General features: G+C 33.8%; 15 protein-coding genes. 8 read left to right on the top strand and 7 right to left on the bottom strand.

Annotated features, from left to right (window positions below; genetic code table 11):
* Window positions 1-122: 122 nt before the first annotated feature.
* On the bottom strand, window positions 123-1,679 hold the full coding sequence (locus IPO86_01865; GenBank protein ID MBK9726843.1) for a YifB family Mg chelatase-like AAA ATPase: 1,557 nt from the start codon (window positions 1,677-1,679) through the stop codon (window positions 123-125).
* A 391-nt stretch (window positions 1,680-2,070) separates the two neighbouring features.
* Between IPO86_01865 and IPO86_01860 the strand changes: the two genes are divergently transcribed.
* The 5 genes from IPO86_01860 (at window position 2,071) to IPO86_01840 (ending at window position 6,802) form a co-directional block, all read left to right on the top strand.
* Entirely contained in the window at window positions 2,071-2,760 is a 690-nt protein-coding gene (locus IPO86_01860) for a serine/threonine protein phosphatase (GenBank protein ID MBK9726842.1), read from the top strand.
* Between the two features lie 76 nt (window positions 2,761-2,836).
* Window positions 2,837-3,376, top strand: coding sequence for a hypothetical protein (locus IPO86_01855; protein MBK9726841.1), 540 nt, complete (start codon window positions 2,837-2,839; stop codon window positions 3,374-3,376).
* A 247-nt stretch (window positions 3,377-3,623) separates the two neighbouring features.
* Window positions 3,624-5,381, top strand: coding sequence for an aspartate--tRNA ligase (gene aspS, locus IPO86_01850; GenBank protein MBK9726840.1), 1,758 nt, complete (start codon window positions 3,624-3,626; stop codon window positions 5,379-5,381).
* Window positions 5,382-5,526: 145 nt separating this feature from the next.
* Window positions 5,527-6,072, top strand: a complete 546-nt coding sequence (locus IPO86_01845; protein ID MBK9726839.1) for a hypothetical protein — start codon at window positions 5,527-5,529, stop codon at window positions 6,070-6,072.
* Between the two features lie 217 nt (window positions 6,073-6,289).
* Window positions 6,290-6,802: a DinB family protein gene (locus IPO86_01840; protein MBK9726838.1), complete on the top strand. Its 513-nt coding sequence runs from the start codon at window positions 6,290-6,292 to the stop codon at window positions 6,800-6,802.
* A 160-nt stretch (window positions 6,803-6,962) separates the two neighbouring features.
* Here the strand turns inward: IPO86_01840 and IPO86_01835 are convergent, their stop codons facing one another.
* The 3 genes from IPO86_01835 to IPO86_01825 form a co-directional block, all read right to left on the bottom strand.
* On the bottom strand, window positions 6,963-9,671 hold the full coding sequence (locus tag IPO86_01835) for a hypothetical protein (GenBank protein ID MBK9726837.1): 2,709 nt from the start codon (window positions 9,669-9,671) through the stop codon (window positions 6,963-6,965).
* A 29-nt stretch (window positions 9,672-9,700) separates the two neighbouring features.
* Window positions 9,701-10,087: a hypothetical protein gene (locus IPO86_01830; protein MBK9726836.1), complete on the bottom strand. Its 387-nt coding sequence runs from the start codon at window positions 10,085-10,087 to the stop codon at window positions 9,701-9,703.
* Between the two features lie 407 nt (window positions 10,088-10,494).
* Entirely contained in the window at window positions 10,495-11,256 is a 762-nt protein-coding gene (locus IPO86_01825) for a helix-turn-helix domain-containing protein (protein MBK9726835.1), read from the bottom strand.
* Window positions 11,257-11,400: 144 nt separating this feature from the next.
* Between IPO86_01825 and dinB the strand changes: the two genes are divergently transcribed.
* Window positions 11,401-12,549, top strand: a complete 1,149-nt coding sequence (gene dinB / locus IPO86_01820; GenBank protein MBK9726834.1) for a DNA polymerase IV — start codon at window positions 11,401-11,403, stop codon at window positions 12,547-12,549.
* Window positions 12,550-12,811: 262 nt separating this feature from the next.
* On the opposite strand, the gene IPO86_01815 is transcribed toward dinB, so the two are convergent.
* From IPO86_01815 to IPO86_01805, 3 genes are all read right to left on the bottom strand, one after another.
* Window positions 12,812-15,244 (bottom strand): TonB-dependent receptor, encoded by a 2,433-nt coding sequence (locus tag IPO86_01815; GenBank protein ID MBK9726833.1) that lies wholly within the window; start codon window positions 15,242-15,244, stop codon window positions 12,812-12,814.
* A 462-nt stretch (window positions 15,245-15,706) separates the two neighbouring features.
* Entirely contained in the window at window positions 15,707-17,437 is a 1,731-nt protein-coding gene (locus IPO86_01810) for a T9SS type A sorting domain-containing protein (protein ID MBK9726832.1), read from the bottom strand.
* 10 nt (window positions 17,438-17,447) lie between these two features.
* Window positions 17,448-18,044 carry a hypothetical protein gene (locus tag IPO86_01805; protein ID MBK9726831.1) on the bottom strand — a complete coding sequence of 199 codons (597 nt, stop codon included), beginning with the start codon at window positions 18,042-18,044 and terminating at the stop codon, window positions 17,448-17,450.
* 441 nt (window positions 18,045-18,485) lie between these two features.
* Here IPO86_01805 and IPO86_01800 point away from each other — a divergent pair, with 441 nt between their 5' ends.
* Together IPO86_01800 and IPO86_01795 are read left to right on the top strand one after the other, a co-directional pair.
* On the top strand, window positions 18,486-21,608 hold the full coding sequence (locus IPO86_01800; GenBank protein ID MBK9726830.1) for a VCBS repeat-containing protein: 3,123 nt from the start codon (window positions 18,486-18,488) through the stop codon (window positions 21,606-21,608).
* A 77-nt stretch (window positions 21,609-21,685) separates the two neighbouring features.
* Window positions 21,686-24,727: a VCBS repeat-containing protein gene (locus tag IPO86_01795; protein ID MBK9726829.1), complete on the top strand. Its 3,042-nt coding sequence runs from the start codon at window positions 21,686-21,688 to the stop codon at window positions 24,725-24,727.
* Window positions 24,728-24,868 lie beyond the last annotated feature (141 nt).

Here is a 24,868-nt window from a genome sequence, read left to right as displayed (position 1 = left end):
AGTGAGGCTTTTATAAATTTTAATACTATACAACTTTAGTATTAATTAAATAGGATCGTTTTTATTTTTCATTTATTTGAGTTATGCTATCTTAAAATTTACAAAAGCGGATATTCAATTTGTTAGCCGGCCCAACCTTCGCGATCTAAACTCCGGAAATGTATAGCTTCTGCCAGGTGTTCAATTTTTATTTCATCGCTATCTCCAAGATCTGCAATAGTACGTGCAACTTTAAGGATACGATCATATGCTCTTGCCGATAGTTGTAATTTATTCATGGCCGTTTTTAATAAGGTAGCGCCAGCAGGATTGATAGCACAGATTTCTCTTGCCATACTAGATGGGATTTGTGCATTGCAATACAAATCTATAAAATCAGTATATCGATTTTCTTGCCGATCTCTTGCAATCATTACCCTATCTCTGATTTGCGTGGAGTGTTCGGATCCTTTTGTATTTTCCATTAATTCATCCGAAGAAACTGGTGTTACTTCAACATGTAAATCGATTCGGTCTAATAAAGGGCCACTAATTTTACTCAGATATTTTTTTACAATACCAGGACCGCAAACGCATTCTTTTTCAGGATGGTTATAAAATCCACAGGGGCAAGGATTCATACTGGCAATCAGCATAAAACTAGATGGATAGTCAATTGAAATTTTAGCTCTCGAGATCGTCACTTTTCGTTCTTCCATAGGTTGTCTTAAAACTTCCAGCACAGCGCGTTTAAATTCAGGAAGTTCATCTAGAAATAAAACGCCATTATGTGCTAATGAAATTTCTCCCGGCATTGGATTTGAACCTCCACCTACTAAAGCAACATCAGAAATCGTATGATGAGGTGATCGAAAGGGTCTGCTATTTACCAAGCCTGAATCACTTGGTAAAATACCAGCTACGGAATGAATTTTGGTAGTTTCCAATGCTTCTTGAAGACTTAAAGGAGGTAAAATGGTAGGAAGTCTTTGCGCGAGCATAGTCTTTCCTGCACCAGGAGGGCCTATAAGAATTACATTATGTCCTCCTGCTGCAGCGATTTCTAATGCGCGTTTAATATTTTCCTGTCCTTTTACATCTGCAAAATCTTTTGAATAATGTGTTTGACTTTGTGCAAATTCTTCCCGGGGTTCAACAACAAGTGTTGGAATTTCAAGTCGACCATCCATAAATTCTGCAGCTTCCATTAGATTTTCGACTGGGATAATATCCAGATCATTAACGATAGCAGCTTCTCTTGCATTTATTCTTGGAACAATAATTCCTTTAAATTTTTCTCGTTTTGCTAAAATAGCAATTGGTAAAACGCCTTTAAATGGTCGCAAACTGCCATCGAGGCTGAGTTCTCCCATGATTAAATACTCATCAAATTTTGCAGTGGATATTTGTTTTGTTGCTGCTAATATCCCGAGTGCAATGGGTAGGTCGTATGCAGAACCTTCTTTTCTTATATCAGCTGGTGCAAAATTAATGACCATTTTTACTCGTGGGAATTGATACCCAATATTGCGAATTGCAGATTGAATGCGTTGATACCCTTCTTTGATCGCATTATCTGGCAAGCCAACCATCCAATAACTTATTTTACCGGTGACTACAGTGCCTCCAGCATTCACTTCTACGGTAATGGTAGAAGCATCTACGCCATGACCGGCCGCAGAAAATAATTTGACTAACATAAAATACTAATTTTAGGTGTTTCATAGATAATAAATATTCAAGACGAGCTTGAAATGATAGTGTTTTCGAAAGCAAGATAATAAAATTTTTATTTTTAATAATATCAAATTATGGAAGGTTTATTTCATTCTAACTTACATAAGGACCACAGAAATAAACACAGATGGTATTTTAAAAGAATTTGATCCATTTAATATGTTTTAATGATTTACCCGGGAATTCAAAATTCCAGATCTTCTAATCAGGCTAAGCCTTGAAATATCGAGCAGTTGCTTATCTAAAATCTTTATTTTACAGGATTTAATTACTGTTTGATAGGTATTTTTTGGGTTGATTGTATAGCATTCCCATGGGCCCCTCTTGACAGCCTCTTATATTGTAGGAAAAAAAATGGAAAGAAGAATTGTAATTGGTGACATCCATGGCTGCAATAAAACTTTCAAAAAGCTCCTTTTTGAGGTGTTAGCCATTCGCTCTGAGGACAAAATTTATGTATTGGGTGACTTTGTTGACAGAGGGCCGGATAGCATAGGAGTTATAAATACGATTCTTGAATTAAAAGAAAATGCTTATCAGATATACTGTTTGAGAGGGAATCATGAGCAGCTTATGATCGATTCTGTCAATAATGTTTCTTCCTATTTCCAATGGTTATTAAATGGTGGTGATTCGACTATGGAAGATTTTGGAGTCAGGCGTTTTCAAGATTTCCCTAAAAGCTATCAGGATTTCATTAATTCAACGGTTTATTATGTCGAATTAGCTGATTTTATCCTGGTCCATGCTGGTCTTAATTTTAAAAAAGCAAATCTATTTGAAGATACTACAGCGATGCTATGGTCCCGAAAAATCAAACCAGTGGATGCCAAATTAGGAAACCGTAAATTAATTCACGGGCACACACCGATACCATTAGAATCGCTCTTACAGCAAACCGGAAATTGCATCAATTTAGATGGTGGATGTGTTTTCAAAAACCAAGGTAAGGGTCAGGGATATTTAGTAGCATTGCTTTTAGATACGATGGAGTTTGTCTACACAGAATGCATCGATATTTTAATAAATGAAGGAAAAGAATAAAAATTTTAGTATTTGATTCAAATTGTATTATTTTGGTTGCCCGAATCAATTTTAAAATAATAAATTTTTACATACAATGAAACTGTTTAAAGTCTTTATCTTGGGCTTATTATTCACCCTTTTTTCAGGCTGTGAATTATTAGACGATTCTCCTTGTGGGGTAAAAGATACCTATGATCTTTATTTATTGGGAAATAACGTATTTGATGCATCAAATGGTAAATTAAATACTTATATGGAAGGAAGTAATCGCGTCTATCAATGGAGTGAAATAGTTGAGCATGTATGTACAGACGAACACGTGGACAGTGAATTTAAAGTTTCCTTTCTAGATAATAAAACAGCCTCTGAAAATAATATTTTTGCACGCGGAGTAGTTTCCTGGCAATTTTTGTATTCAAGAAATGTAATCTTGACTTCCAACGAGGAAGCATTAACGGGGACACTAAATGTAGGATTAAAAGATGCTTTTCCAGATTTAAGTGGATGGTTTATACCAGCTGTTGAGATTTATTTTCTATCGAAAGGTAGTGAAGCTGCAGATTTGGCTTTTATTACAAGTAATAGTAAGATTATTTCTGTGAGTATGACATCAAAATACCGTCAATACAACTAGCAATTTTTCTTTTAATATTTGGCATTTAGATTTAAATAAAATAGTACTTATACTACTTCAACAAATATTTTAGTCTAATGAATCCTTAGGGAAATTTACACTCCTTATTTGTAGCCTGTGGCATGAACTCTTGTAATTCATAAATACAATTGGTATTAGAATCAATTTAGATTTTCAATTGTTGGAATTTACACAATTCGTTAATTTCTATAAGTCTCCGATTATCTTTGTGCCCTAATTTTAAATTATGTATCGTACACACACTTGTGGAGAGTTAAGAATGGATCATATTGGTATGCCCGTTACACTGAGCGGATGGGTTCAAATTACAAGAAATTTGGGCGGTTTGAGTTTTATTGACCTTCGGGATCGCTATGGCATTACACAATTAGCCTTCAATATGGAACAGGATGCTTCGCTATGTACCTTAGCACGCAGTTGTGGACGGGAATATGTGGTTCAAGCAACCGGAATCGTAAAAGAGCGCAGCAGTAAAAATTTAAATCGACCTACCGGTGAGATTGAAATTCAGGTGACTGATTTTAAAATTTTAAATATTTCACAGGTGCCACCATTTACAATTGAAGATGAAAGTGACGGAGGTGATGAACTTCGGTTAAAATATAGATATTTGGATATTCGAAGAACACCTGTAAAAGAGAAGATGATATTCCGTCATCAAGTAGCACTTGAAACGCGGAAATTTTTAAGTGAATATGGCTTTTTAGAAATCGAAACACCTTATCTAATAAAATCAACACCCGAAGGTGCCCGCGATTTTATCGTTCCAAGTCGTATGAATCCAGGACAATTTTATGCACTTCCACAATCTCCTCAAACCTTTAAACAGATTTTAATGATTGCTGGAATGGACAAATATTTTCAGATCGTCAGATGTTTTCGCGATGAGGATTTAAGAGCCGACAGACAACCGGAGTTTACCCAAATTGATTGTGAAATGGCTTTTGTAGAACAAGAAGATATTTTACAAACCTTTGAAGCACTGACAAAATCCTTATTTAAAAATTGTCTGAATATTGAATTGGATGATTTTCAAAGAATGAATTATGATGATGCCATGGAAAACTATGGATCTGATAAACCGGATCTTCGTTTTGATCTAAAATTTATAAACCTTGACTTAATGAAAGGCAAAGGATTTCAATTGATTGATTCTGCAAATTCTGTTTATGGTTTCATCGCAAATGGAAAAGAATCTGCCTTTAGTAATAAAGATATAAATGAATTAACAGAGTGGCTAAAACGTCCGCAAATTGGTGCAAAAGGATTGATCTATATTAAATATGGAGAAGACAGTATTAAATCTTCTATCGGAAAATTTTATAGTGATGAAGAATTACACGAATTAGCCCAAAAAATTGGAGCAGCTAAGGGGGATATCGTATTTATTTTATTAGGTGAGAAGGAAACTACTTTAAAACAATTAGGAGCACTTCGATTAGAAATTGCAAGGAAACTCGATTTAATAAAATCAGGTGAATTTAAACTACTTTGGATCTTAAATTTTCCACTATTAGAATGGAATGAAGAGGCCAATCGATTTTTTGCAATGCATCATCCGTTTACGAGTCCACTTCCAGAAGATCTTGATAAAATGCAAAATTCAAACAAGGAAATCTTATCATCTATAAGAGCAGCTGCCTATGATTTGGTAATTAATGGAGCTGAAATTGGAGGTGGATCCATCAGAATTCATGATCGACAATTACAAGCTCGAAATTTTGAAATATTAGGATTTACGAAAGAAGAAGCAGAGTCCCAATTTGGTTTTTTATTAGGTGCTTTTGAGTTTGGCGCTCCGCCCCATGGTGGTATTGCATTCGGACTAGATCGTTTGTGCACCATTATGCAAGGTCATACTTCTATTCGCGATTATATTGCCTTTCCAAAAAACAATACGGGACGAGATATGATGATTGATGCACCTTCAGAAATTGACGAAAAACAATTAAAGGAATTAGGAATTCAAATCAAGGAGAAATAATGATTAAAAGTTCCTTATATTAAGAAGTTTCATTTAATATTTTATTATTTTAGTTTAAAGCTTCATTGCAAAATAGCGCTGGTAATTTAAAATAGCATTCAATTTCTGGCTTTTGTTTAATTTTGGGTTTAAACAAAAAACTCAAATGGACTCTCAATTTAATCTTCGTTTTACAGGTCTTAGCCTATTAATAGGTGGGATCTTTGTATTTGCAGGCTATACTATAATGCCTGTCAGTGTTACTCTGAATTTCAGTTTGGACATGTTACCCATAATCACAAATAATCTGGAATTTTGGGTGCGTTCTTTTCAAATTCTGGTGTTTGGTTATTTTATTCGAATCATTGGCATAGTTGCTTTAAGCAGTTTACATCAGAATTCAACTGCGAGCCCTGTGTTAAATGCCGGGGTTATGGTCTGCAGTCTTGGGATGTTAGTGGCAGGAATTGCCGAAGGTTATTACATGCATACAGGGGGTTTTGCGCAATGGAAAGTTGGGCTCATACCCGTGGAACAGCATAATGCACTCATTGCAAGTTTAGAAGTCACCAATGAATGGGCAAGTTGTATTAAACGTTTTGGGAGAATGTTTACACATCTTGGATTTGTATTCATAGGCTGGGGATTATTAAGAGGTCAATTTTTGGAACGATGGCTTGGTATTTATGCCACTGTATTAGGAATTGCCTAAGCATTTGTTTATTGATGATTTTAGATAAAGATCCAAATGATTATTTACCCATGAGCTATGCCGTTACTATTTGGTTTGTTTTAACAGGAATTATGGTTTATCGGAAATCAATGCTTAAATAATTCTGTTTAAAATTTAATTTTCTATTGCAATTTATAGCATGCAAAAAATCAACTATTAAATGAAAATAAATTTTCTAATGAAGTAATCGATAGGCATGAATAAACCTGAATCCAATGAATACAAACCGTATTTTGACAAATATATTCGTTTAGTGCCGGAAGGAAATATTTTGACTTATTTAAATCAAAATACAAATTACACGATGGATTGTTTTTTAACAATCCCAGAAAGCAAACAGAATTTTCGATACGAGGAATCTAAGTGGACGCCCAAAGAAATGTTTATGCATATACTAGATACAGAACGGGTGATGTCATATCGCGCTTTAGTTGCCGCCAGGGGTGATACAAAAACAAGTTTAGCAAGTGTCGATGAAAATTTATATGCTGCAAATGTTGATGTATCTGAAAGAGCAATGGAGGATTTAGTTTTGGAATTTAAGCTCGTTCGACAAAGCACTGAAAAATTACTTGAAAATCTTACAGAAGAGCAGAGTAAGGCCATTGGAGATCCAGATGCAAACCCTATTTCTGCAAGGGCTGTCGCCTGTTTGCTTATAGGACATTCCTTACATCATATCCAGGTTTTGCAGGAGCGGTATTTTTAATAAAAGGAAGGTTTAAAACAATCCTGTTGAATAAATTTGATTATTCGTATACTAAACTATTTTGGGTTATCAAAGATTTAAGTTTAAATAAATGTGACATTGCGGTTTTGTAAAATAAAATCGCAATGTCACATCCTATGAATTCAAAATTAAGCTTCCATTAATCGCGAACTTGTGGATCACTTATAAAAATTTTATGAATGATGTGTTTCGCATTATTATTTTGAACAATAAAATACAATCCCGCAGTTAATTTATTTATTGGAAAGTCTTTGGTACCAATAAATTGACCATATAAATTATAAATACTATATTCCATTTGTTGGCTTTTAAGATTTATTAAAGTATTCATGTCAAGATTGTGAATGCGATTTTGTTTAAATTCATTTTGGTCACCTATAATATTACCTCCGGCATGATTACAAGATTCCCGATAACGACCAAACCATACGCAATCACCCCGGCGAATTTCAACACTGATATTATAATTTAAACATCCTTTTTGAATACTCACTTGTTTTGTTTCTCCTGTTGACCATTTGATATTATAAGAATTTGGATCCACAAGATTTCCATTCAGATCAAATATTCCAATGATATAGTCACAAGAATTATCACAAATAGATTTACAATATTGGAATGGGAAGTTTAAATTCAAATCAAAGTCATAATCATCATCACAAGAAGAGAGCACAAATGAAAAGTCTTCGCAGGGACCTGTACATGATAAATTTAATGAATCCCTGGTTTTGCTTTCGCAGATATCAGCATATTCTATGGTTTTTGGATATCCTTTTTTCCAGCTATATATTTTAGATGTAAGTCCGATTATTGTATGGTTTGAAACTATAATTGGATTTTTATTAAATATGGAATAAGTCGATTTAGAAGGGCCATCCTGGATGTTCCAAAGCAGTTCTCTTTGTCTGGGTTTTGCTGAAATTAAGTTTCCATTTGCATCCAAAGCCCGGAGCTCAATCATTCCATTTGGCAGACAGATTTTGTCAATTAAAAAAGCACAACTATCAATAAAACAAGTTTGTGAAAATACGTGTACCGTATCTTTTAATTCGCAGCTGCTATTTAATGTGATGCTGAGTTCAAAGGAATGTAATTGATCTTTTGTAAGATTTGTAATCAATGGATTTAAAATATCAATTGCACTAAAATTAACAGCTGTTAAAGCATCGATTTGCTTCCAATTTATTTTAGAAGTATATAAATTTGGATAGGGATTAATAAAATTTGCGTTGAGTAAGGTTTCCGTGTCGCAAGTTTTTTGATCTAGTCCGGCATCGAAGGCGCTGCGGTCAAATTTATTTACCTGAATGGTATCAAAAGAAGTTCCACATGCCGAACTTACAAATCCAACATAGCGTCCTGGATTGGTAACAGAAATGGATCGCCCACTTTGCCCTGTATTCCAGATTGTATTGTCATAATTGGAAACAATTTGAGCTGGAAGATTTCCGCAAATTAGAAAATCAGCTCCTAGCATTAAGTTTGGTTTTGGTTCAAGTGTTATAAGTATTGTATCTGACTTAGAACCGCATTCATTAAAATAGCTACCCCAATATTTACCGGCAGTTTTTATTGTTTTGTTTTTTGATATTGAACCATCAAACCAACGTGTTGAATCCAATCCAAAACTTAAAACCAGGGAATCCCCTTGACAGATTGTTTTATCCAAACCTAAATTCAAATCAGGCAATGAATCATTATTAATTATAAATTTTAGAGTATCCTGTTGTTTCGTAAACAGATCCAATTGGGTTTCAAATAAAACAAGTGCTACGCCACTCGTAATTGGATCCAGAATTATTTTTTTATTGATTTTATCATGGGTCATTAAAGCAATGGATGGGGTCAGATTGGTAACAGCTGTAGGAATTTGTGGAATGGAACGATAATCATAAATATATTTTTGTTTACATATTGGAATCGTTTGTGAAGAACTACAAATGGAAATACCACAAGGTGCACTTAGGGTTGTCGGAATGGGTTTACGGATGATCGTTATATCTTCAGCAGTATAACTAAGGTTGGTAAATTCATAGCGATTCGATACGAAGCGTAATTCCTTATTTATACTTATGATTTCTGCTTTTTCGAAACAGGAAACATTTGAATTACATATTCCAGAACCTACATGGGTAGTGAAAATCCCAAAATTTTCAGACCTTCCAGAAATATGATTATAGTCAATAAATTTTTCCAATCTTGTTAAAATCGAATAGGATTTAGAAAATTTAAATTGAATATCTTGAAAATTCAAGTCTAGTTCACCATAAAGCAAACCAGTGTTTAAAAAATCCTGATTAATTCCTTGTGCACCGCTAATTCTTATTTTATTGTTTGCCTGGTATTTAATCCCAAGAAAATATAAGTAATCAGATTCCAACTTTGGGCTTAAAATAAGATAATCTTTCACACTTCCATCCTTTGGATCAAGTTTTACAATCAGTCCATCAGCATAGGAATTAAAATTTCCATCTATTGGATTTGCATCATTTACATAGCCTGCTGCAAGGATGGTATTTTCATCAACAGAATCCAAGGCGACAATAGAAGTATTCGGATACAGGTCATTACTAATTACCTCATATTCTTTTAAAAAGGCAAGCGTGCCATTTAATTCAAGAGCAGCTATAAACCAATATGAATGATAGATTCCGGTTTCTTTGGAAGTACCTCCAAAATATATGCGGTTGCCTATTTGTTTTACATAATAAATATGAACATCATCCCGATTGGTAAATGAAATTCGTTTATTAAAGATAGGTGTAAATTGGGGTGTCCATCTGGATATTTCAACGGTTCCGGCACTTGGTCTTATATCGGATGTAAGGATTAAATCCTGGTTATTCATAAGTGCTGAGGTAAAGCTGGTATGGTCATTTAAAAATTTTTTGGAAAAAGTATATTTCCAAAACTGTCAATAATCAATAATTCGGTATTATTTCCAGATGAACAACTAATAAAAATTTTACCATTTAAATAATGTACTCCGGATATGGAACCCGCTGCTCCTATCGTATAATTATAGGACCAATTCAGCGTTAGTTCTTTTGTTAAGCTTACAACATTCAGGGTACCGTTTTGTAAATGATTCACGGTACAGTAATAAATATTTCCCAAAAAATCGCTGGTACTATTATTCAGCAAAAGATTTGTATTTCCTGCCGTTCCTGATGTATTCAATTTTACAATGGATTGATTGTAGCCGGGATGAATGTAGATTAAAATGCAACTAATGAATGTAAATAAGATCTTCGTGTTTTTCATGTCATGTATATTTAATAAGTGATTTAAGCGAACTATGGCTTGACTATTAAATTGAAAATGACGATGATAAGGGCTCTAAATAGAGCTGGTGTTTCGTAATCCAAAGTTGGTATTATTTGGAATCTAATTTATACCCATTTATGAGTATTTGATATATTCTAAAAATTACCAGATGTATTTAAATTTAGTGATAAAAATAAAATGGGTTCATTTTTATAATTCTAAAAATTAAATTCTGAATTTTCATAGTAATTAATTACTTGCGAATGTGGGCGCATTTTAAAACAAAAGCCTTCTTCATACTGCTCGCAGGCGCTTGAAGTTCCTTCCATTACAGCTACTTTTTTAGTACTCTTATTTGCAGTCGCTTCAGATTTATCGACATTTCAAATTGCTATGATTTTTATTTATTCTTTACCTACATAATGTCTGTGAAGTTCGTTCACTTTTTTCTGGATATCGCTTACTTGTTCATTTTTCCAATGATCGTAGTTTGTTTTTGGTTCTGTGAATGCCAGATGTGCATGATATTCCCATACTTCTTTTACATCTTCCCAGGGAAGTTGGAAGCTTGGGTATTGTAAATTATCAGAAATACATTGAAGCGCTTTTTTTTCATTGTGAAGTTGAAGTCTTTTATATACGACGCCATCTTGTTGGGATACGATTATATAGGGTTCATTATTTTTTATGTCTTTTAATTTTTCTACATATTTACAAATAACAATCGATCCGGGTTCCATCGGTAGCATGGAGTCACCTTCTATTTCAAAAGCCCTGTAATATCCTTGCAAAGCAGGAAATTGGAGTCTAGGTAATTCGCTGACAAATTCAGGGTCCTGGAAATTTTCAAGGTATCCTGCAGCTGCTTTAGTTCTTACCAGTTCGATATTTCCTTTTTGATTATGATCCACAGTCATTGCTAATATTTTTACATTGTCTGTGGTCACATCTTCCCAAGCTAGATTTTCTAATTTCCGGGTTAGTAATCCTTCAATTTGCACGCCATATACTTTTGCCAGGGTAAGCAGTAATTCCATGTTTGGTTCGGTATGGCCCCGTTCATAATCTCCTAAGGTAGTGCGTGGTATGCCGATTTTATCGGCTGCTTCAGCTTGAGAATAATTATATTTTGTGCGAAGGAACTTTAGGTTTTGTGCTAAGTACATCTTAGGTAAATTTAGTTTTAGATAGCAGTATATTATATTTTACACAAAAATAGTTGAATTTTCCGACAATTTGAAGCACTTTAAATAATTCGACCTATATTTGTCGATATATTCGACTATTAGAATTAATAAACACCGGAAACTATGTTTGATCGTGCGATTTTACACATGGATCTGGATGCCTTCTTTGTATCTGTGGAGTGCATTAAAAACAGTAGCCTATACGGTAAGCCTTTGATTGTAGGTGGTTACAGTAGTCGTGGCGTAGTAGCGGCTTGTAGTTATGAAGCACGGGCTTTTGGAGTACATTCTGCGATGCCCATGAAAATGGCCTTACGACTTTGTCCTCAAGCAATTGTATTGCGGGGTGATATGGATTCATACACCAAGTATTCTGGCTTGGTTACAGATATTATTGCGGAGGAAGCACCTTTATATGAGAAGGCATCCATTGATGAATTTTATCTCGACCTCACGGGTATGGACCGATATTTTGGATGTATGAAATGGTCTTCTGAGCTTCGGACTAAATTAATCAAGGAGACTGGCTTGCCTATTTCTTTTGGGCTTTCACCTAATAAACTCATTTCCAAAGTAGGTACTGGAGAGGCTAAACCCAATGGCGCTATTCAGATTCTGAAAGGAACAGAACGCGCATTTCTTTCACCGCTCAGCACGAATAAAATTCCTGGTATTGGCAAAGAAACTTATAAGCGATTGAGTTTTATGGGTGTGCGCACGATTCGGATTCTTAGTGAGATTCCGGTGCGATTACTCCAGCGGGAATTTGGAAATGAAAGTGGACGAAGTCTTTGGGAACATGCGAATGCCATTGATGAGCGGCCTGTGGTACCGTTTCATGAGCAGAAATCCATTTCCAAAGAAAACACGTTTGAACAAGATACACTTGACATCCGGCGCATTCGGATTTTATTGCTGGATATGGTTGAAAAATTAGCATTCGAATTGAGACAGGGTGGTCGCGTTTGCTCCTGTGTTACAATTAAAATCAGATATGCCGATTTTAATACATTTTCCAAACAACGGAAGATTCCATATACTTCCAATGATGATATGTTGCGCAAAGTGAGTTATGATTTATTTGATAGTCTTTACGAAAAGCGACAACTCATCCGATTGATAGGTGTAAAATTTAGTGGATTGGTACATGGAAATTACCAGATCCGTTTATTTGAAGATACGGAAGAACAGATCTCTTTGTTGCAGCAATTGGATCACATACGACGCAGATGGGGTGTAGGATCTGTAATGCGCGCGGCGGTATTGAAGTAGAAAGCAATGATATCAATTTTTACTATAATTTGCTTCAATCCCGTTTATAAATTATACCACGTATTTCTAAATGAGTCTAATCCCAATTATAAAATAACAATGGTTAATGCCGCTGGCTACAAATGCTAAGCCTTAATTGCAAAAAGGATTCATTGGACTATAATATTTGTCCAATCAAATAAAAAGTCGAATTTTAGAAATGTCAAAGGATACTAAAAAGTATTTTAGCTTATGAGAATTAGCTTTTGAATTCATTTAATTTTTAATCTCCCCCAACTCTTCCTGCTTCATCTTCAAGACCCACATTCCGTTTGCGAGATTTTACATTATCATTGCCAAAGCGATAACTTAAATTCAAACTGAGGCGACGACTATCCCAATTTCCTTTACCATAGGATCGGAGACCATTAAATTCTGAAATACCTTTCCAGCCAGAAGTAAAAAACAAATCACTTGCACTCAATTTTGCATTCAGGCGATCTTTTAAAAATTTTCTCTGAAGGCCTAAGTCAAGACTCCAGCTTGATTCGTAAACAAAAACACCACCCCAGATTCCAGGTCCTGAATAGTAACCAGAAATTTCTCCTTTGAACTTCAAGGGTAAATCAAAGCTATGTTGTTGATAAATACTATAGGTAAAGGCTTTCAGATCTACAATGGCATCCCCTCCATAATCCGCTTGATTATGAATATGAGAAGCACCAAGATTAAAATAAGCATTCCATATTTTATGAATCTGTATCGGAAGACTTGCATTGAAACTCCAAATCTCTTGTGTTGCAAGGTTGTCCCATTTAATAAAACTAGCGCGTGGATCTTTGTCATCAGGACCAATTAAACGAGTGATTTGATCACTGGTTAAAGCATATCCTACTTTAAAATTAAATCTCGAGGCTAAAGTATATCCTAATTCTAAATTATTCACAATCTCAGGAGCTAGAAAAGGATTTCCTTTTTCATAAGACAATTGACTTAATTGATTATTAAATGGATTTAATACGTTGTAATCCGGACGATTGATTCTTCTACTATAATTTAATGCCATGCTATTTTGTTCTGTAATATTCCAATTGATCCCGGCACTTGGGAACCAACTTAAATATTTTAAAAGTACAGCGGGCTCCTGTAACTCCGGTAAATACGCTTGTAGATCACCTCTTGCATCTGTTTGCTCTGCTCTAAGCCCAGCATTTAGATTCCAATTTTTAGATATACTACGAGCGTAATTTACATAGACTCCATATACGTTTTCATCATATTTAAATCGATTGGATCGTTGGAGATTTAAAACACCATTTTCTTTTGATCCATCATAAACCTGATAAAAATTGTCGGTTACGACCCGACTTAATTTCGTACCGTAACTTAATTTCCCACCTAAACCGGTATGCTCATAATCTAATTTGAATGTTAGAATATCAATATCAGAAGGAGTATCAAAATAATATAAAAATTCTGACAATTGTTGTTGACCACTTGCATCAAAATAATCATTGTCCTGTTGTCTTGTATTGGTATTATTATAAAATGCATAATCTAAATCAATATTTAAATTGCGATCTTTTTTAGTATCAAATCGATAATTTAAATTAAAACTTTGGTTCTTTTTTGGATTATCACTATTTGTATTTGCGATTAAAATACTATCAATAAGTGTTGGTGAATTTTCAGAAGCAAGGTCAATGCGATTTTGACCCCAACTTGTTCCATCACTGAAAAAGCCAGTATATAAAAAGCCGATCGTATGCTTAGGTGATAAAAAATAATCGGTTCCAATGCGATAATTTAAATTTTTCCGATCGTGACGATTTTCATTCGTTTCATCTAAGTAGAAATTATTCTGATAACTTTGGAATTCCATTCTATGATATCCTTGCCATTGACCGAGTCCAAGAGTACCAAAAAGATTCATTTTTTTGTTTCTATAATTTCCGTTTCCAGAGATATTTGATTTTGGATATTTTCCCTGAATATAACTGGTATTTACGGAACCATTGGTACCAAGATTTTTATCTTTTTTTAAGCGAATGTCAATGATGCCTGCATTGCCTTGCGCTTCATACTTCGCACCTGGATTGGTAATAATTTCAATCCGATCAATTTGTTCTGCAGGAAGATTTTGAAGATAGTTACTGAGATCTTGTCCACTTAATGGTAGGCGTTTTCCATCTAAATAGACCAGAACCCCGGAACGCCCCAATAAGCTTATATTATCATTATTGTCAATGGTAACACTAGGTGCTTTTCGCAAAAGCGAAATGGCATCAGAACCAATACTATTGATGGTTCCTTCTACATTAAAAATAAGTCTGTCTGGTTTTACTTCAAGGATACTCCGTTGTGCAGTGACGGTTGCTTCTGTTAAATTAATAGCTGCTGTTTCTAAGCGTAAGATCCCTAAATCCAAATGCTGATCAGACGTTAATTGAATATTAGGATTCTGGTAATCCTGCATTCCAACATAATTCGACTTTAAAAAGTAATTACCGGCTGGCAAACTTTGCAATTCAAAGGATCCGGATGCATCGCTGGATGCAACTTTAGTAAGACTGCTATCTTTTGAAGAAAACAGAGCAACATTCGCAAAAATGACCGCAGAACCTTCAGAATCCATTAGTTTACCCTTTATACTGGCAGATTGAGCAGGTAACAAGGTAAAATTTAGTAAAAGTAAAATTGTCAATGCAGTTTTCATTGGATCGAATTAATTTGAGTTAAAATTAAATTACGGCAACATTGCTAAACATATCTATTTAGCTAAAAGCAGGATAAAGATAGGGGTCTCTTTGACATTGTACGAAATATTTCGTACTTTAACTAAAATTTAAGAAAAAGGAGGTTTTGAGATCGGAAACTGCAATATTAAAGATGGATGGTTACGGCCTCTTGGAATGCGAAATGAAGTTGGAAAATTAGTGTGGAATTAGCTTAGGTATTCAAAAATACTCACCACGCTTTGTATTTCAAGCGACTTCATCGATTAAAAATTCGATCATTCAATTCTTAACCCCACTTTATTAATATGAGTGTTTGAAATATCTTTTAATGAAAGAAAACGAAAATATGGATTCAAACAATAAAAGAGAACAGAGGAAACAAACCCTAAACAATTTCAGATGAATACCTAACAACTGTTTAGGGTATATTTCTTATTTTATTAAATCTTAAGAAGTTTAATTCGTTTCACAGATACATTATTTTGTATTTCGACAAAATGAATACCGCTTGTTAATTGGCTAATATCATAAGAAAACTGCTTTCCATTTTGCTTGGTCCATATTTGTTGTATAACACCATTTGTGTTTAGAATTCGAATCGTCGCATCCTTTAAATTTTCCTTACTTAGAATGCTTAGGTAACCGTAAGTTGGATTTGGAAATAATGTAATCGTATTTTCTATTTGCGTCGAATGGGTAGATACCAAAGTAATCTGATAACAGGAGGAGGTATCTATGCAAGTATTGGAACTAATAATAACAGCGTACAAACCATTAGCAGTGGCCGTAAAGTTTTGATTTGTTTCATTGGCTATTGGAAGTCCCGTGGTACAATCTATCCATTGGTATGAAGCAGCCGATTGATTTGCAGTTAAATTAATTCCATTCTGACTGATAGACGTATCAATATTAATAATTGAAAGTTTTATTATAAGAATCGAATCACAATTTTCTGAATTGGATAAAAATTGGATATACATACCACTTTCGGAATATGTTTGATTATTGATTACAATCGTATCGCAGGAAGTTAGCTGAATTGTATTTGAAGAACTTTGATTAATCGTAAGTTCAATTATTAAAGTAGAATCACAGCTATTCGCATTCGTAAATGATTGCGAATACGTTCCACTGGATTTAAATGTTTGATTGTTGATGATAACACTATCGCAGGCTGTAAGTTGAATCGTATCCCTTGAACTTTGATGAATGATAAGTTCGATTTGTAAAGTAGAATCACAGTTGTTAGTATTTGAAAGTATTTGTGTATAAGTACCGCTAGACTTAAATGTTTGATTGTTGATAACGGCACTATCGCAAGCAGTAAGTTGAATCGTATCTCTTGAACTTTGATTGATCGTAAGTTCAATTCGTAAAGTAGAATCGCAGTTATTGGTATTGGATAATAATTGTGTATATGTTCCTGTGGCTTTAAACGTTTGATTGTTGATGATGGCACTATCGCAAGCAGTAAGTAGTAAGGTTTCGTTTGTACTATGATTAATAGTGAGTTCCAGGACTATTATAGAATCACAATTTTCAGTGTTCGTAAATAGTTGAAAGTAGGTTCCTGTTGTTTTATAAACTTCATTATTTACAATGATACTGTCACAAGCAGTTTGTTTAATAGTATCTGAGGAACTCTGGTTTATAGTAAGTTCTAATACAAGTACCGAATCACAATTTTCGGAATTTGATAATACTTGAATGTAAGTGTTGGAACTCGTATATTTTTGGTTATTAATAATAATACTATCACACGCAGTTTGTGTAATGGTTTCAGTAGATGAATAATGTACGATAAGTTCTATCACAAGAATGGAATCACATCCAAGAGAGTTTATAAGAAATTGATGGTAAATCCCAGATTCACTATATAACTTATTGTTTATCAAAATGAAATTGCAAACAGTTTGTTGGATGGTATCTGAAGAACTTTTATTTATTGTAAAGTTCAGGATAAAACTTGAATCGCAAGTATTTGAACCAGTATAGTGTTGTTGATATATCCCGGTATTGTAATAGCTTATATTTCCAAATACGATACTATCACATGCACTTGCAGTGATGGTGTCTACTACACTATAGAGCACGGTAAGATCAATCCAGACGATAGAATCACAATTTTCAGCATTTACTAAAATTTGTGCATAGAGTCCGCTCGTATCCAACACCTCATTATTAATAACCTAGGCTATCGCAAACAGTAAAAGTTAAGAACGTATCCGTTGGGTAACAATATGTAATGGTTAATTGAGGCTGCAAATTTGGATCATTACTTTCACTTGCCCAGAAAGAGAAGGTAGCATTTTGATCGCTATCACCACAAACCAAGCTGTCCAGATTTTTAACAAGAATACCAGAATTATTTAAATGGGTAGTATCATCTGGATCATGAAGCATAATAGAGCAAAATGCATTTCCAAAGTCATAATCCCGATATACAATTTCCGATAAATTTATGGAAGAACTTAAACCAGGGGCCAATGCAAATCCTGAAGTTTGAAAGCTAGAATCTGTTTTTGTAAACGATTCTAGGGTATCAGAAGTTACGGATTCATTCCAGCTTTGATTATTTATATTATAGAAATTAAGATCACCATCCCAGTTATTTTGGACAGATTTCACATGAACATCCAGAATGGCATTTTTTAATTTGATGCCGGAAGGCAAGCTGGAAATATTAAATTTTAAGGCAGTTTTATTGCCTTGACCACCAGTTTGACTTAGGTAATGAACATCTGCCAAAGGATATAATACAAGGGTATGCTGACTCATAAGTCTGCATGTAAAAATCAATATAAAACTCAATAGAGTGAAAAATCGTGTACTTTTCATAGTAAATAGAATTAAAATAAGAAATGTTTAAAAATAGCCTGGAGGCCAATAAATAGTGCTTGATAGGGTCTTATGACAATTTAAGGTATGGCAAAAGTAAGTGAAAAATAACATTTATTCAAATTTTTTTAGGATGGAGTTGCTATAAGAACTAAAAACAGACTTCAAATTTTGAGGGAGGGAAGTTAACGAGCGATGAATTATTTTCCAAATTTTATTGATAGATACCAAATTTTGAAATGCATAAACCGGAGTTAAAAAGCGATCTAACTTAACAGTTCATTTCAAGAAATTTAGACTTAATTATTAGTATATTTTTAATACTTTTTACGCTTGTTTTATTTAAATTTTTTAATCAGATTTTTATTAATAATATAATGTATGAAAAATAGTTTAGCAAAAGGTTTTTTTCTATTAATAATTTTTATTAAAATTAATATTTTAAGTTCACAAGATTATTATTATGCTGCAATTCCTGGTGATACGGTAATCTTAACAATTAACGACTTTAGTTCTGGGAGTATTCAATGGCAGGAACGGGATGATGATTTTGATGTGTGGAAAGACATTCCTGGTGCAATAATCAATCGTTATAAGTCATTGGTAGAAAAAACAAATTCAAATTCAAAATTTTACAGGGCCAAAGTATTAAAATCAGGAGATCCTTGTTTTTCATATTCATCTGTAATTAGGCAACGTATTGTGCAGAAAGTATCTGATATACAAGACGGTGATTTTTATGCAGGAGGCTTGGTTTTTTATAAACAAGATTCATTGGGATTGGTAGTAGCTCCTTATAATAATGTGGAGCCCTTATATGGTGACCAGGGATTTGCGCCTTGGGGTTGTTTCGGAGTAAATATTGCAGGAGCAGACAGTAGTGGGATAGGTTATGGGAGAGAGAATAATCGCGATATTTTACTTGATTGTAATAATCCTGGAATTGCGGCATTCATGTGTGACACACTAAAACTAAATGGATTTGATGATTGGTTTTTGCCTTCAGTGGACGAGCTATGGCTATTATTTGATCTTCACATTAATAATCTAGTACCGTTTTTTTCAACTGTCGTTAATTCAGGATTGGACACACATTGGTCGTCAACTGAGCATAGTAGTAATTCATCCTGGGGAATTGCTGGTATAACTTCATCTGGTTATCCATTAAGAGTTGCACCTGATAAGATTAAGGAACTTAGGGTGCGTGCAATTAGGCAATTTTTCAGATCAAGTGTATTGACATTTGAGTGCTCTACAATATTATTGAATTCTGGTTTAATATATGATGTAGTTGTAAAAAAAATAGATAGTATTCCTGCGAATGTTATTGTAAAATTTATAGGAGTTGGCAATGATACGGATCATTATGAATGGGATTTTGGAAAAGGATTAGTAATTTCCGGGTCAGGAAGAGGACCTTACGAAATTAATTACAATTTTGGTGGCTACAATAAGATTTCTGTCAAAAATTCCAGCAGTAATTGTGCAAACGATATAGCTCAGTCAGATTATTTTAGAGTGAAATTATTTGAAAACTTAAATTTAAAATTACCTCATATCCATCTGGGTGCATTTGATTGGGGAGATTATAATAACGACGGCTTGTTAGATATATTAATGACAGGTGGTTTGCATTTTGAAATTTATAAAAATGTAGGAATTGATTCATTTAATATTATCCCGCTACAATTTCCAAAAATAACTTTGAGTGGATGTGATTGGGGTGATTTCAATAATGACAAATTGCTAGATTTTGCTGTTTGTGGGTTAGCAGATTCTATTTGCATTACAGAAGTTTATCAGAATATTGGAAATGATTCCTTTGTTAAACTAAATATTAATTTACCTGGTGTTAAAAATGGATTTGTAAAATGGTTTGATCAAAATAATGATGGTATTCTTGAGCTCCTACTTTCAGGAGAGGACAATAATAATCAAGCGCTAACAAAAATATATTCTGGATTCGCAAAAGCAGAACCCATAGAATTCAATACGAACATTTTAAATCTTAAAAATAGCAACGGTTCATTTGGAGATTATAATAACGACGGCTTTTCTGATCTTTTGATTTTAGGCAATGATGGCACCAATAGAAGGACACTGTTGTATAAAAATGAAAATGGCCAATTTGTATTAATACCTACCCATTTTATTGATATAGAATACGGTTCGGTAGATTGGGGAGATTATGATAATGATGGTGCATTAGATTTTGCAATAACTGGCGCAAAAGATAGTATTGGGATTGAATATTTTAATGGTGGGGGCGGGCTAAAAGTTAGCTTTAGTGAAGTTGTATTTGCTGGGATATATCGGCAGATCTCAACCGATTCATTTAATCACAAAATAGTATTTAATAAATATTATAACTATGCATTAAGTGAATTGAATTGGGGTGACTACGACAATGATGGGTTTATTGATCTGGCAATTGCTGGCGTCCCTAGGCTGAGTTATGTGAGTACAGGTATTGGTGGAGGCAAAGTACCAATTACTTATCCTAGTTTAGTATCCATTTTTCGAAACTATCAAGATCATACTTTTAATAATATTTTTGTGAATATACCTAATTTTCTTGAAATACTTGATAATGGGAATATAATTGATGGGCCAAGTCATGATTTTGCTTGCAGTTATGTTGCATTTGGAGACTATAATAACGATGGAAATTTAGATATACTTAGAGAAGGGGCAGGAGCTATTGGCAGTTCGATCTATAAAAATTTAACTTCAACAAAGAATTTTCCACCAAATGCGCCTAAAAATCTTTATTCTATTCCTGATTGTAATAAAGTCCAATTAAACTGGGGCCCAGCTCAGGATGATCACACACCCACACAATCTATCATCTATGAAATTTACATTGGTAGCTCTCCGGGAAAGTCTGATGTTTTATCTGAAGTCAATACCTATAACATTCGCAATACACATTTTGTAATTAACAATTTAAAACCCGGCACTTATTACTGGAGCGTCAAAGCCATAGACCAGGCACAAAGTGCAAGTGCCTATGCTCCCGAACAGTCATTTACCATAAGTCCAAAACCAGCAACACCAAGGATCAGTTTCAATGGAATAAAGCTTCACTCTGATGCTGCTGATGGCAATCAATGGTATGATCAGAATGGACCGGTTATAGGGGCTACACAACAGGAGTTTTTACCTATAGCAAATGGCATTTATTATGTTGTAATAAGCTCCAATGGATGCAGTTCTGATACTTCAAATAAATTACAAGTAGTTTTAACTGGTTCATCGGATTTAAATCGCAACTTTAAAATAAAAACCTATCCCAATCCTGTTAGCACTGAGCTGTATATTGAAATTGATGGATTCGCTGAACAAGTGAGTTTTGAAATCATCAACGCAATGGGACAAAAGGTGTACCATAATTCCTTTAAAGAAAAAACAAAAATTTCAACATCAAGTTTGAAAGTTGGAATGTATTTTATTAGGTTTAATATTCAAAATTCCTATGTTTTCAGAAAAATTATTAAAAACTAAATCATAACATAAATAAATAAAATATTAATTTCAATTTATCTTTTATTAAAATGAAGAAAGAAATAAAACATTTATTAATGAGCATTCCACTAATCTTGTCAGGATGTATTGTAAAATCACAATATTCTGAAATCGTGTTAACAGGCGATACTATTGTATTTGAATTGAATGAAACTTTAGGTGGAAGTATTCAATGGCAAGAAAGAGAAGATACACTCACAATCTGGAATGATATTGTAGGTGCAACTACGAATCCATATCTATTCATTGTTCCATTGGCTAAAGATAAAATTAAATATTACCGGGCAAAAATTGTATTTCCTCCATCGAATTGTAACTCCTTCTCTTCGGAAATCAATTTTAAAATAATTGAAAGCATTTCAAATTTAAAACTTGGAGATTTTTTAGCAGGAGGTTTATACTTTTATCATACCAATACATTTGCATTATTAGCAGCTCCAACAGATCAAAATCGCACCAGTTGGGGATGTGAGGGTATAGAGATAAATGGGGCAGATAGTTCTGGAATCGGAGATGGAGAAGAGAATACCCAGAGTATTATTGATCAATGTAAAGAACTAGGTATAGCGGCATATCAGGCTGATACTTTAACATTAAATGGATTTACAGATTGGTTTTTACCATCCATAAATGAATTACAACTAATGATTGAATCGTTATACGATCAAGGACATGGATTAACTTCAGAATTTTACTATTGGTCTTCAACGGAATCCAATAAAAACCTGGCATGGGCCTATTCGACCTTAGGCAAACAAGTACTTGAAGTAAATAAATATGATAAATATAGAAGAGTTCATCCAATACGAAAGTTGAACCTCAAAGTAAATAATAATTATAACTTTCAATTTCAACTCTTACCGAATGAAGAAATATATGATATAAAAATTCTTCCCGTTCAAGGAAACTTAACCAATGTCCATGTAATATATACCGGCGAAGGAAAAGAAACGGACAATTACATTTGGGATTTCGGATATGGGAAAATTATTTCTGGATCAGGTAAAGGACCTTACGAAATTAATTACAATTTTGGTGGCTACAATAAGATTTCTGTCAAAAATTCCAGCAGTAATTGTGCAAACGATATAGCTCAGTCAGATTATTTTAGAGTGAAATTATTTGAAAACTTAAATTTAAAATTACCTCATATCCATCTGGGTGCATTTGATTGGGGAGATTATAATAACGACGGCTTGTTAGATATATTAATGACAGGTGGTTTGCATTTTGAAATTTATAAAAATGTAGGAATTGATTCATTTAATATTATCCCGCTACAATTTCCAAAAATAACTTTGAGTGGATGTGATTGGGGTGATTTCAATAATGACAAATTGCTAGATTTTGCTGTTTGTGGGTTAGCAGATTCTATTTGCATTACAGAAGTTTATCAGAATATTGGAAATGATTCCTTTGTTAAACTAAATATTAATTTACCTGGTGTTAAAAATGGATTTGTAAAATGGTTTGATCAAAATAATGATGGTATTCTTGAGCTCCTACTTTCAGGAGAGGACAATAATAAACAGGCTACAACAAAAGTTTACTCTGAATTCACAAAAGCAGAACCCATAGAATTCAATACGAACATTTTAAGTCTTAAAAACAGCAACGGTTCATTTGGAGATTACAATAAGGATGGCTTACCTGATCTTTTGATTTTAGGTAATGATGGCACTAATAGAAGGACACTTTTGTATAAAAACGATAACGGCCAATTTGTTTTAATGTCTAGTAAATTTATTGATATAGAGCATGGTTCGGTAGATTGGGGAGATTATGATAATGATGGTTTACTGGATTTTGCAATTACCGGCGCAAAAGATAGTATTGGGATTGAATATTTTAACGGAGGGGAAGGGCTAAAAGTTAGTTTTAGTAAAGTTGTATTTGCTGGGGTTTACAGGCAGATTTTAACCGATTCATTTAATCACTATATAGTATTTGATAAATTTAAACACTATGCATTAAGCGAATTGGATTGGGGAGACTATGACAACGATGGATATATAGATTTGGCAATAGCTGGCGTCCCTAGATTGAGTTATGAGAGTATTTCAATTGGAGGAGGCAAAGTTCCAATTACGTATCCTAGTAGGGTGTCTATTCTTCGAAACTTTCAGGATCATACTTTTAATAATATTTTTGCAGACATACCAAGTTTTCTTGAAAAACTTGATAATGGAACAATTATTGAAGGAGTCGATCATGGATTTGCTTGTAGCTATATCGCATTTGGAGACTATAATAATGATGGTAATTTAGATCTATTAAGAGAAGGAACAGGAGCATATGGCAGTTCGATCTATAGAAATTTAACTTTGGTAAAGAATTTTCCACCAAATGTACCTAAAGATCTATATTCTATTCCTGATTGTAATAAAGTCCAATTAAACTGGGGCCCAGCTCAGGATGATCACACACCCACACAATCTATCATCTATGAAATTTACATTGGTAGCTCTCCGGGAAAGTCTGATGTTTTATCTGAAGTCAATACCTATAACATTCGCAATACACATTTTGTAATTAACAATTTAAAACCCGGTACTTATTACTGGAGTGTCAAAGCTATAGACCAGGCACAAAGTGCAAGTGTTTATGCTCCTGAGCAATCATTTATTATAAGTCCAAAACCGCTAACTCCAGTGATCAGTTTCAATGGAATAAAGCTTCATTCTGATTCCGCAAACGGCAATCAATGGCATGATCAGAATGGACCGGTTATAGGGGCCAACCAACAAGAATTTGTACCTATAGCAAATGGCATTTATTATGTTGTAATAAGCTCCAATGGATGCAGTTCTGATACTTCAAACAGGATACAAGTTATCCTGAGTGATATTGATAACCAGGATGCCAGCCAAATTATTAAGGTCTATCCAAATCCGGTTGACGATATATTGATTTTGGAAGCGAGTGGAAATCCTTTGAAAATTCCATTTCAAATTATCAACGGTATGGGCCAAGTTATCTATGAAGGGGTATTAAAATCGCGTATTCAAATTCCTACTTCCCTTTATACGAGCGGTGTGTACTTCATTAAATTCCAAACTGGAAACCTACTGATAATTAAAAAGCTAATTAAGGAGTGATAAATTTTAGATTATAATTATTAAATAGAATTCGGAATTGTGTACTAAAGTATATGCATATTGGATATATAAAATTGAATGGGTTCCATATATTATGCTGTAATCCAGTATATAGTTTTATATTTAAGACTGTAATTAACA

It is taken from the genome of Saprospiraceae bacterium, assembly GCA_016717265.1.
Taxonomy (GTDB): Bacteria; Bacteroidota; Bacteroidia; order Chitinophagales; family Saprospiraceae; genus Vicinibacter.
The sequence above is the reverse complement of the archived record's forward strand: the minus strand, read 5'-3'. Positions and strand labels throughout refer to the sequence as shown.

What these genes read in the sequence shown, in the direction of transcription:
- IPO86_01865 (MBK9726843.1), bottom strand. Translation starts at nt 1,679, where the DNA reads ATGTTAGTCAAATTATTTTCTGCGGCCGGTCATGGCGTAGATGCTTCT.
- IPO86_01860 (MBK9726842.1), top strand. Translation starts at nt 2,071, where the DNA reads ATGGAAAGAAGAATTGTAATTGGTGACATCCATGGCTGCAATAAAACT.
- IPO86_01855 (MBK9726841.1), top strand. Translation starts at nt 2,837, where the DNA reads ATGAAACTGTTTAAAGTCTTTATCTTGGGCTTATTATTCACCCTTTTT.
- aspS (MBK9726840.1), top strand. Translation starts at nt 3,624, where the DNA reads ATGTATCGTACACACACTTGTGGAGAGTTAAGAATGGATCATATTGGT.
- IPO86_01845 (MBK9726839.1), top strand. Translation starts at nt 5,527, where the DNA reads ATGGACTCTCAATTTAATCTTCGTTTTACAGGTCTTAGCCTATTAATA.
- IPO86_01840 (MBK9726838.1), top strand. Translation starts at nt 6,290, where the DNA reads ATGAATAAACCTGAATCCAATGAATACAAACCGTATTTTGACAAATAT.
- IPO86_01835 (MBK9726837.1), bottom strand. Translation starts at nt 9,671, where the DNA reads ATGAATAACCAGGATTTAATCCTTACATCCGATATAAGACCAAGTGCC.
- IPO86_01830 (MBK9726836.1), bottom strand. Translation starts at nt 10,087, where the DNA reads ATGAAAAACACGAAGATCTTATTTACATTCATTAGTTGCATTTTAATC.
- IPO86_01825 (MBK9726835.1), bottom strand. Translation starts at nt 11,256, where the DNA reads ATGTACTTAGCACAAAACCTAAAGTTCCTTCGCACAAAATATAATTAT.
- dinB (MBK9726834.1), top strand. Translation starts at nt 11,401, where the DNA reads ATGTTTGATCGTGCGATTTTACACATGGATCTGGATGCCTTCTTTGTA.
- IPO86_01815 (MBK9726833.1), bottom strand. Translation starts at nt 15,244, where the DNA reads ATGAAAACTGCATTGACAATTTTACTTTTACTAAATTTTACCTTGTTA.
- IPO86_01805 (MBK9726831.1), bottom strand. Translation starts at nt 18,044, where the DNA reads ATGAGTCAGCATACCCTTGTATTATATCCTTTGGCAGATGTTCATTAC.
- IPO86_01800 (MBK9726830.1), top strand. Translation starts at nt 18,486, where the DNA reads ATGAAAAATAGTTTAGCAAAAGGTTTTTTTCTATTAATAATTTTTATT.
- IPO86_01795 (MBK9726829.1), top strand. Translation starts at nt 21,686, where the DNA reads ATGAGCATTCCACTAATCTTGTCAGGATGTATTGTAAAATCACAATAT.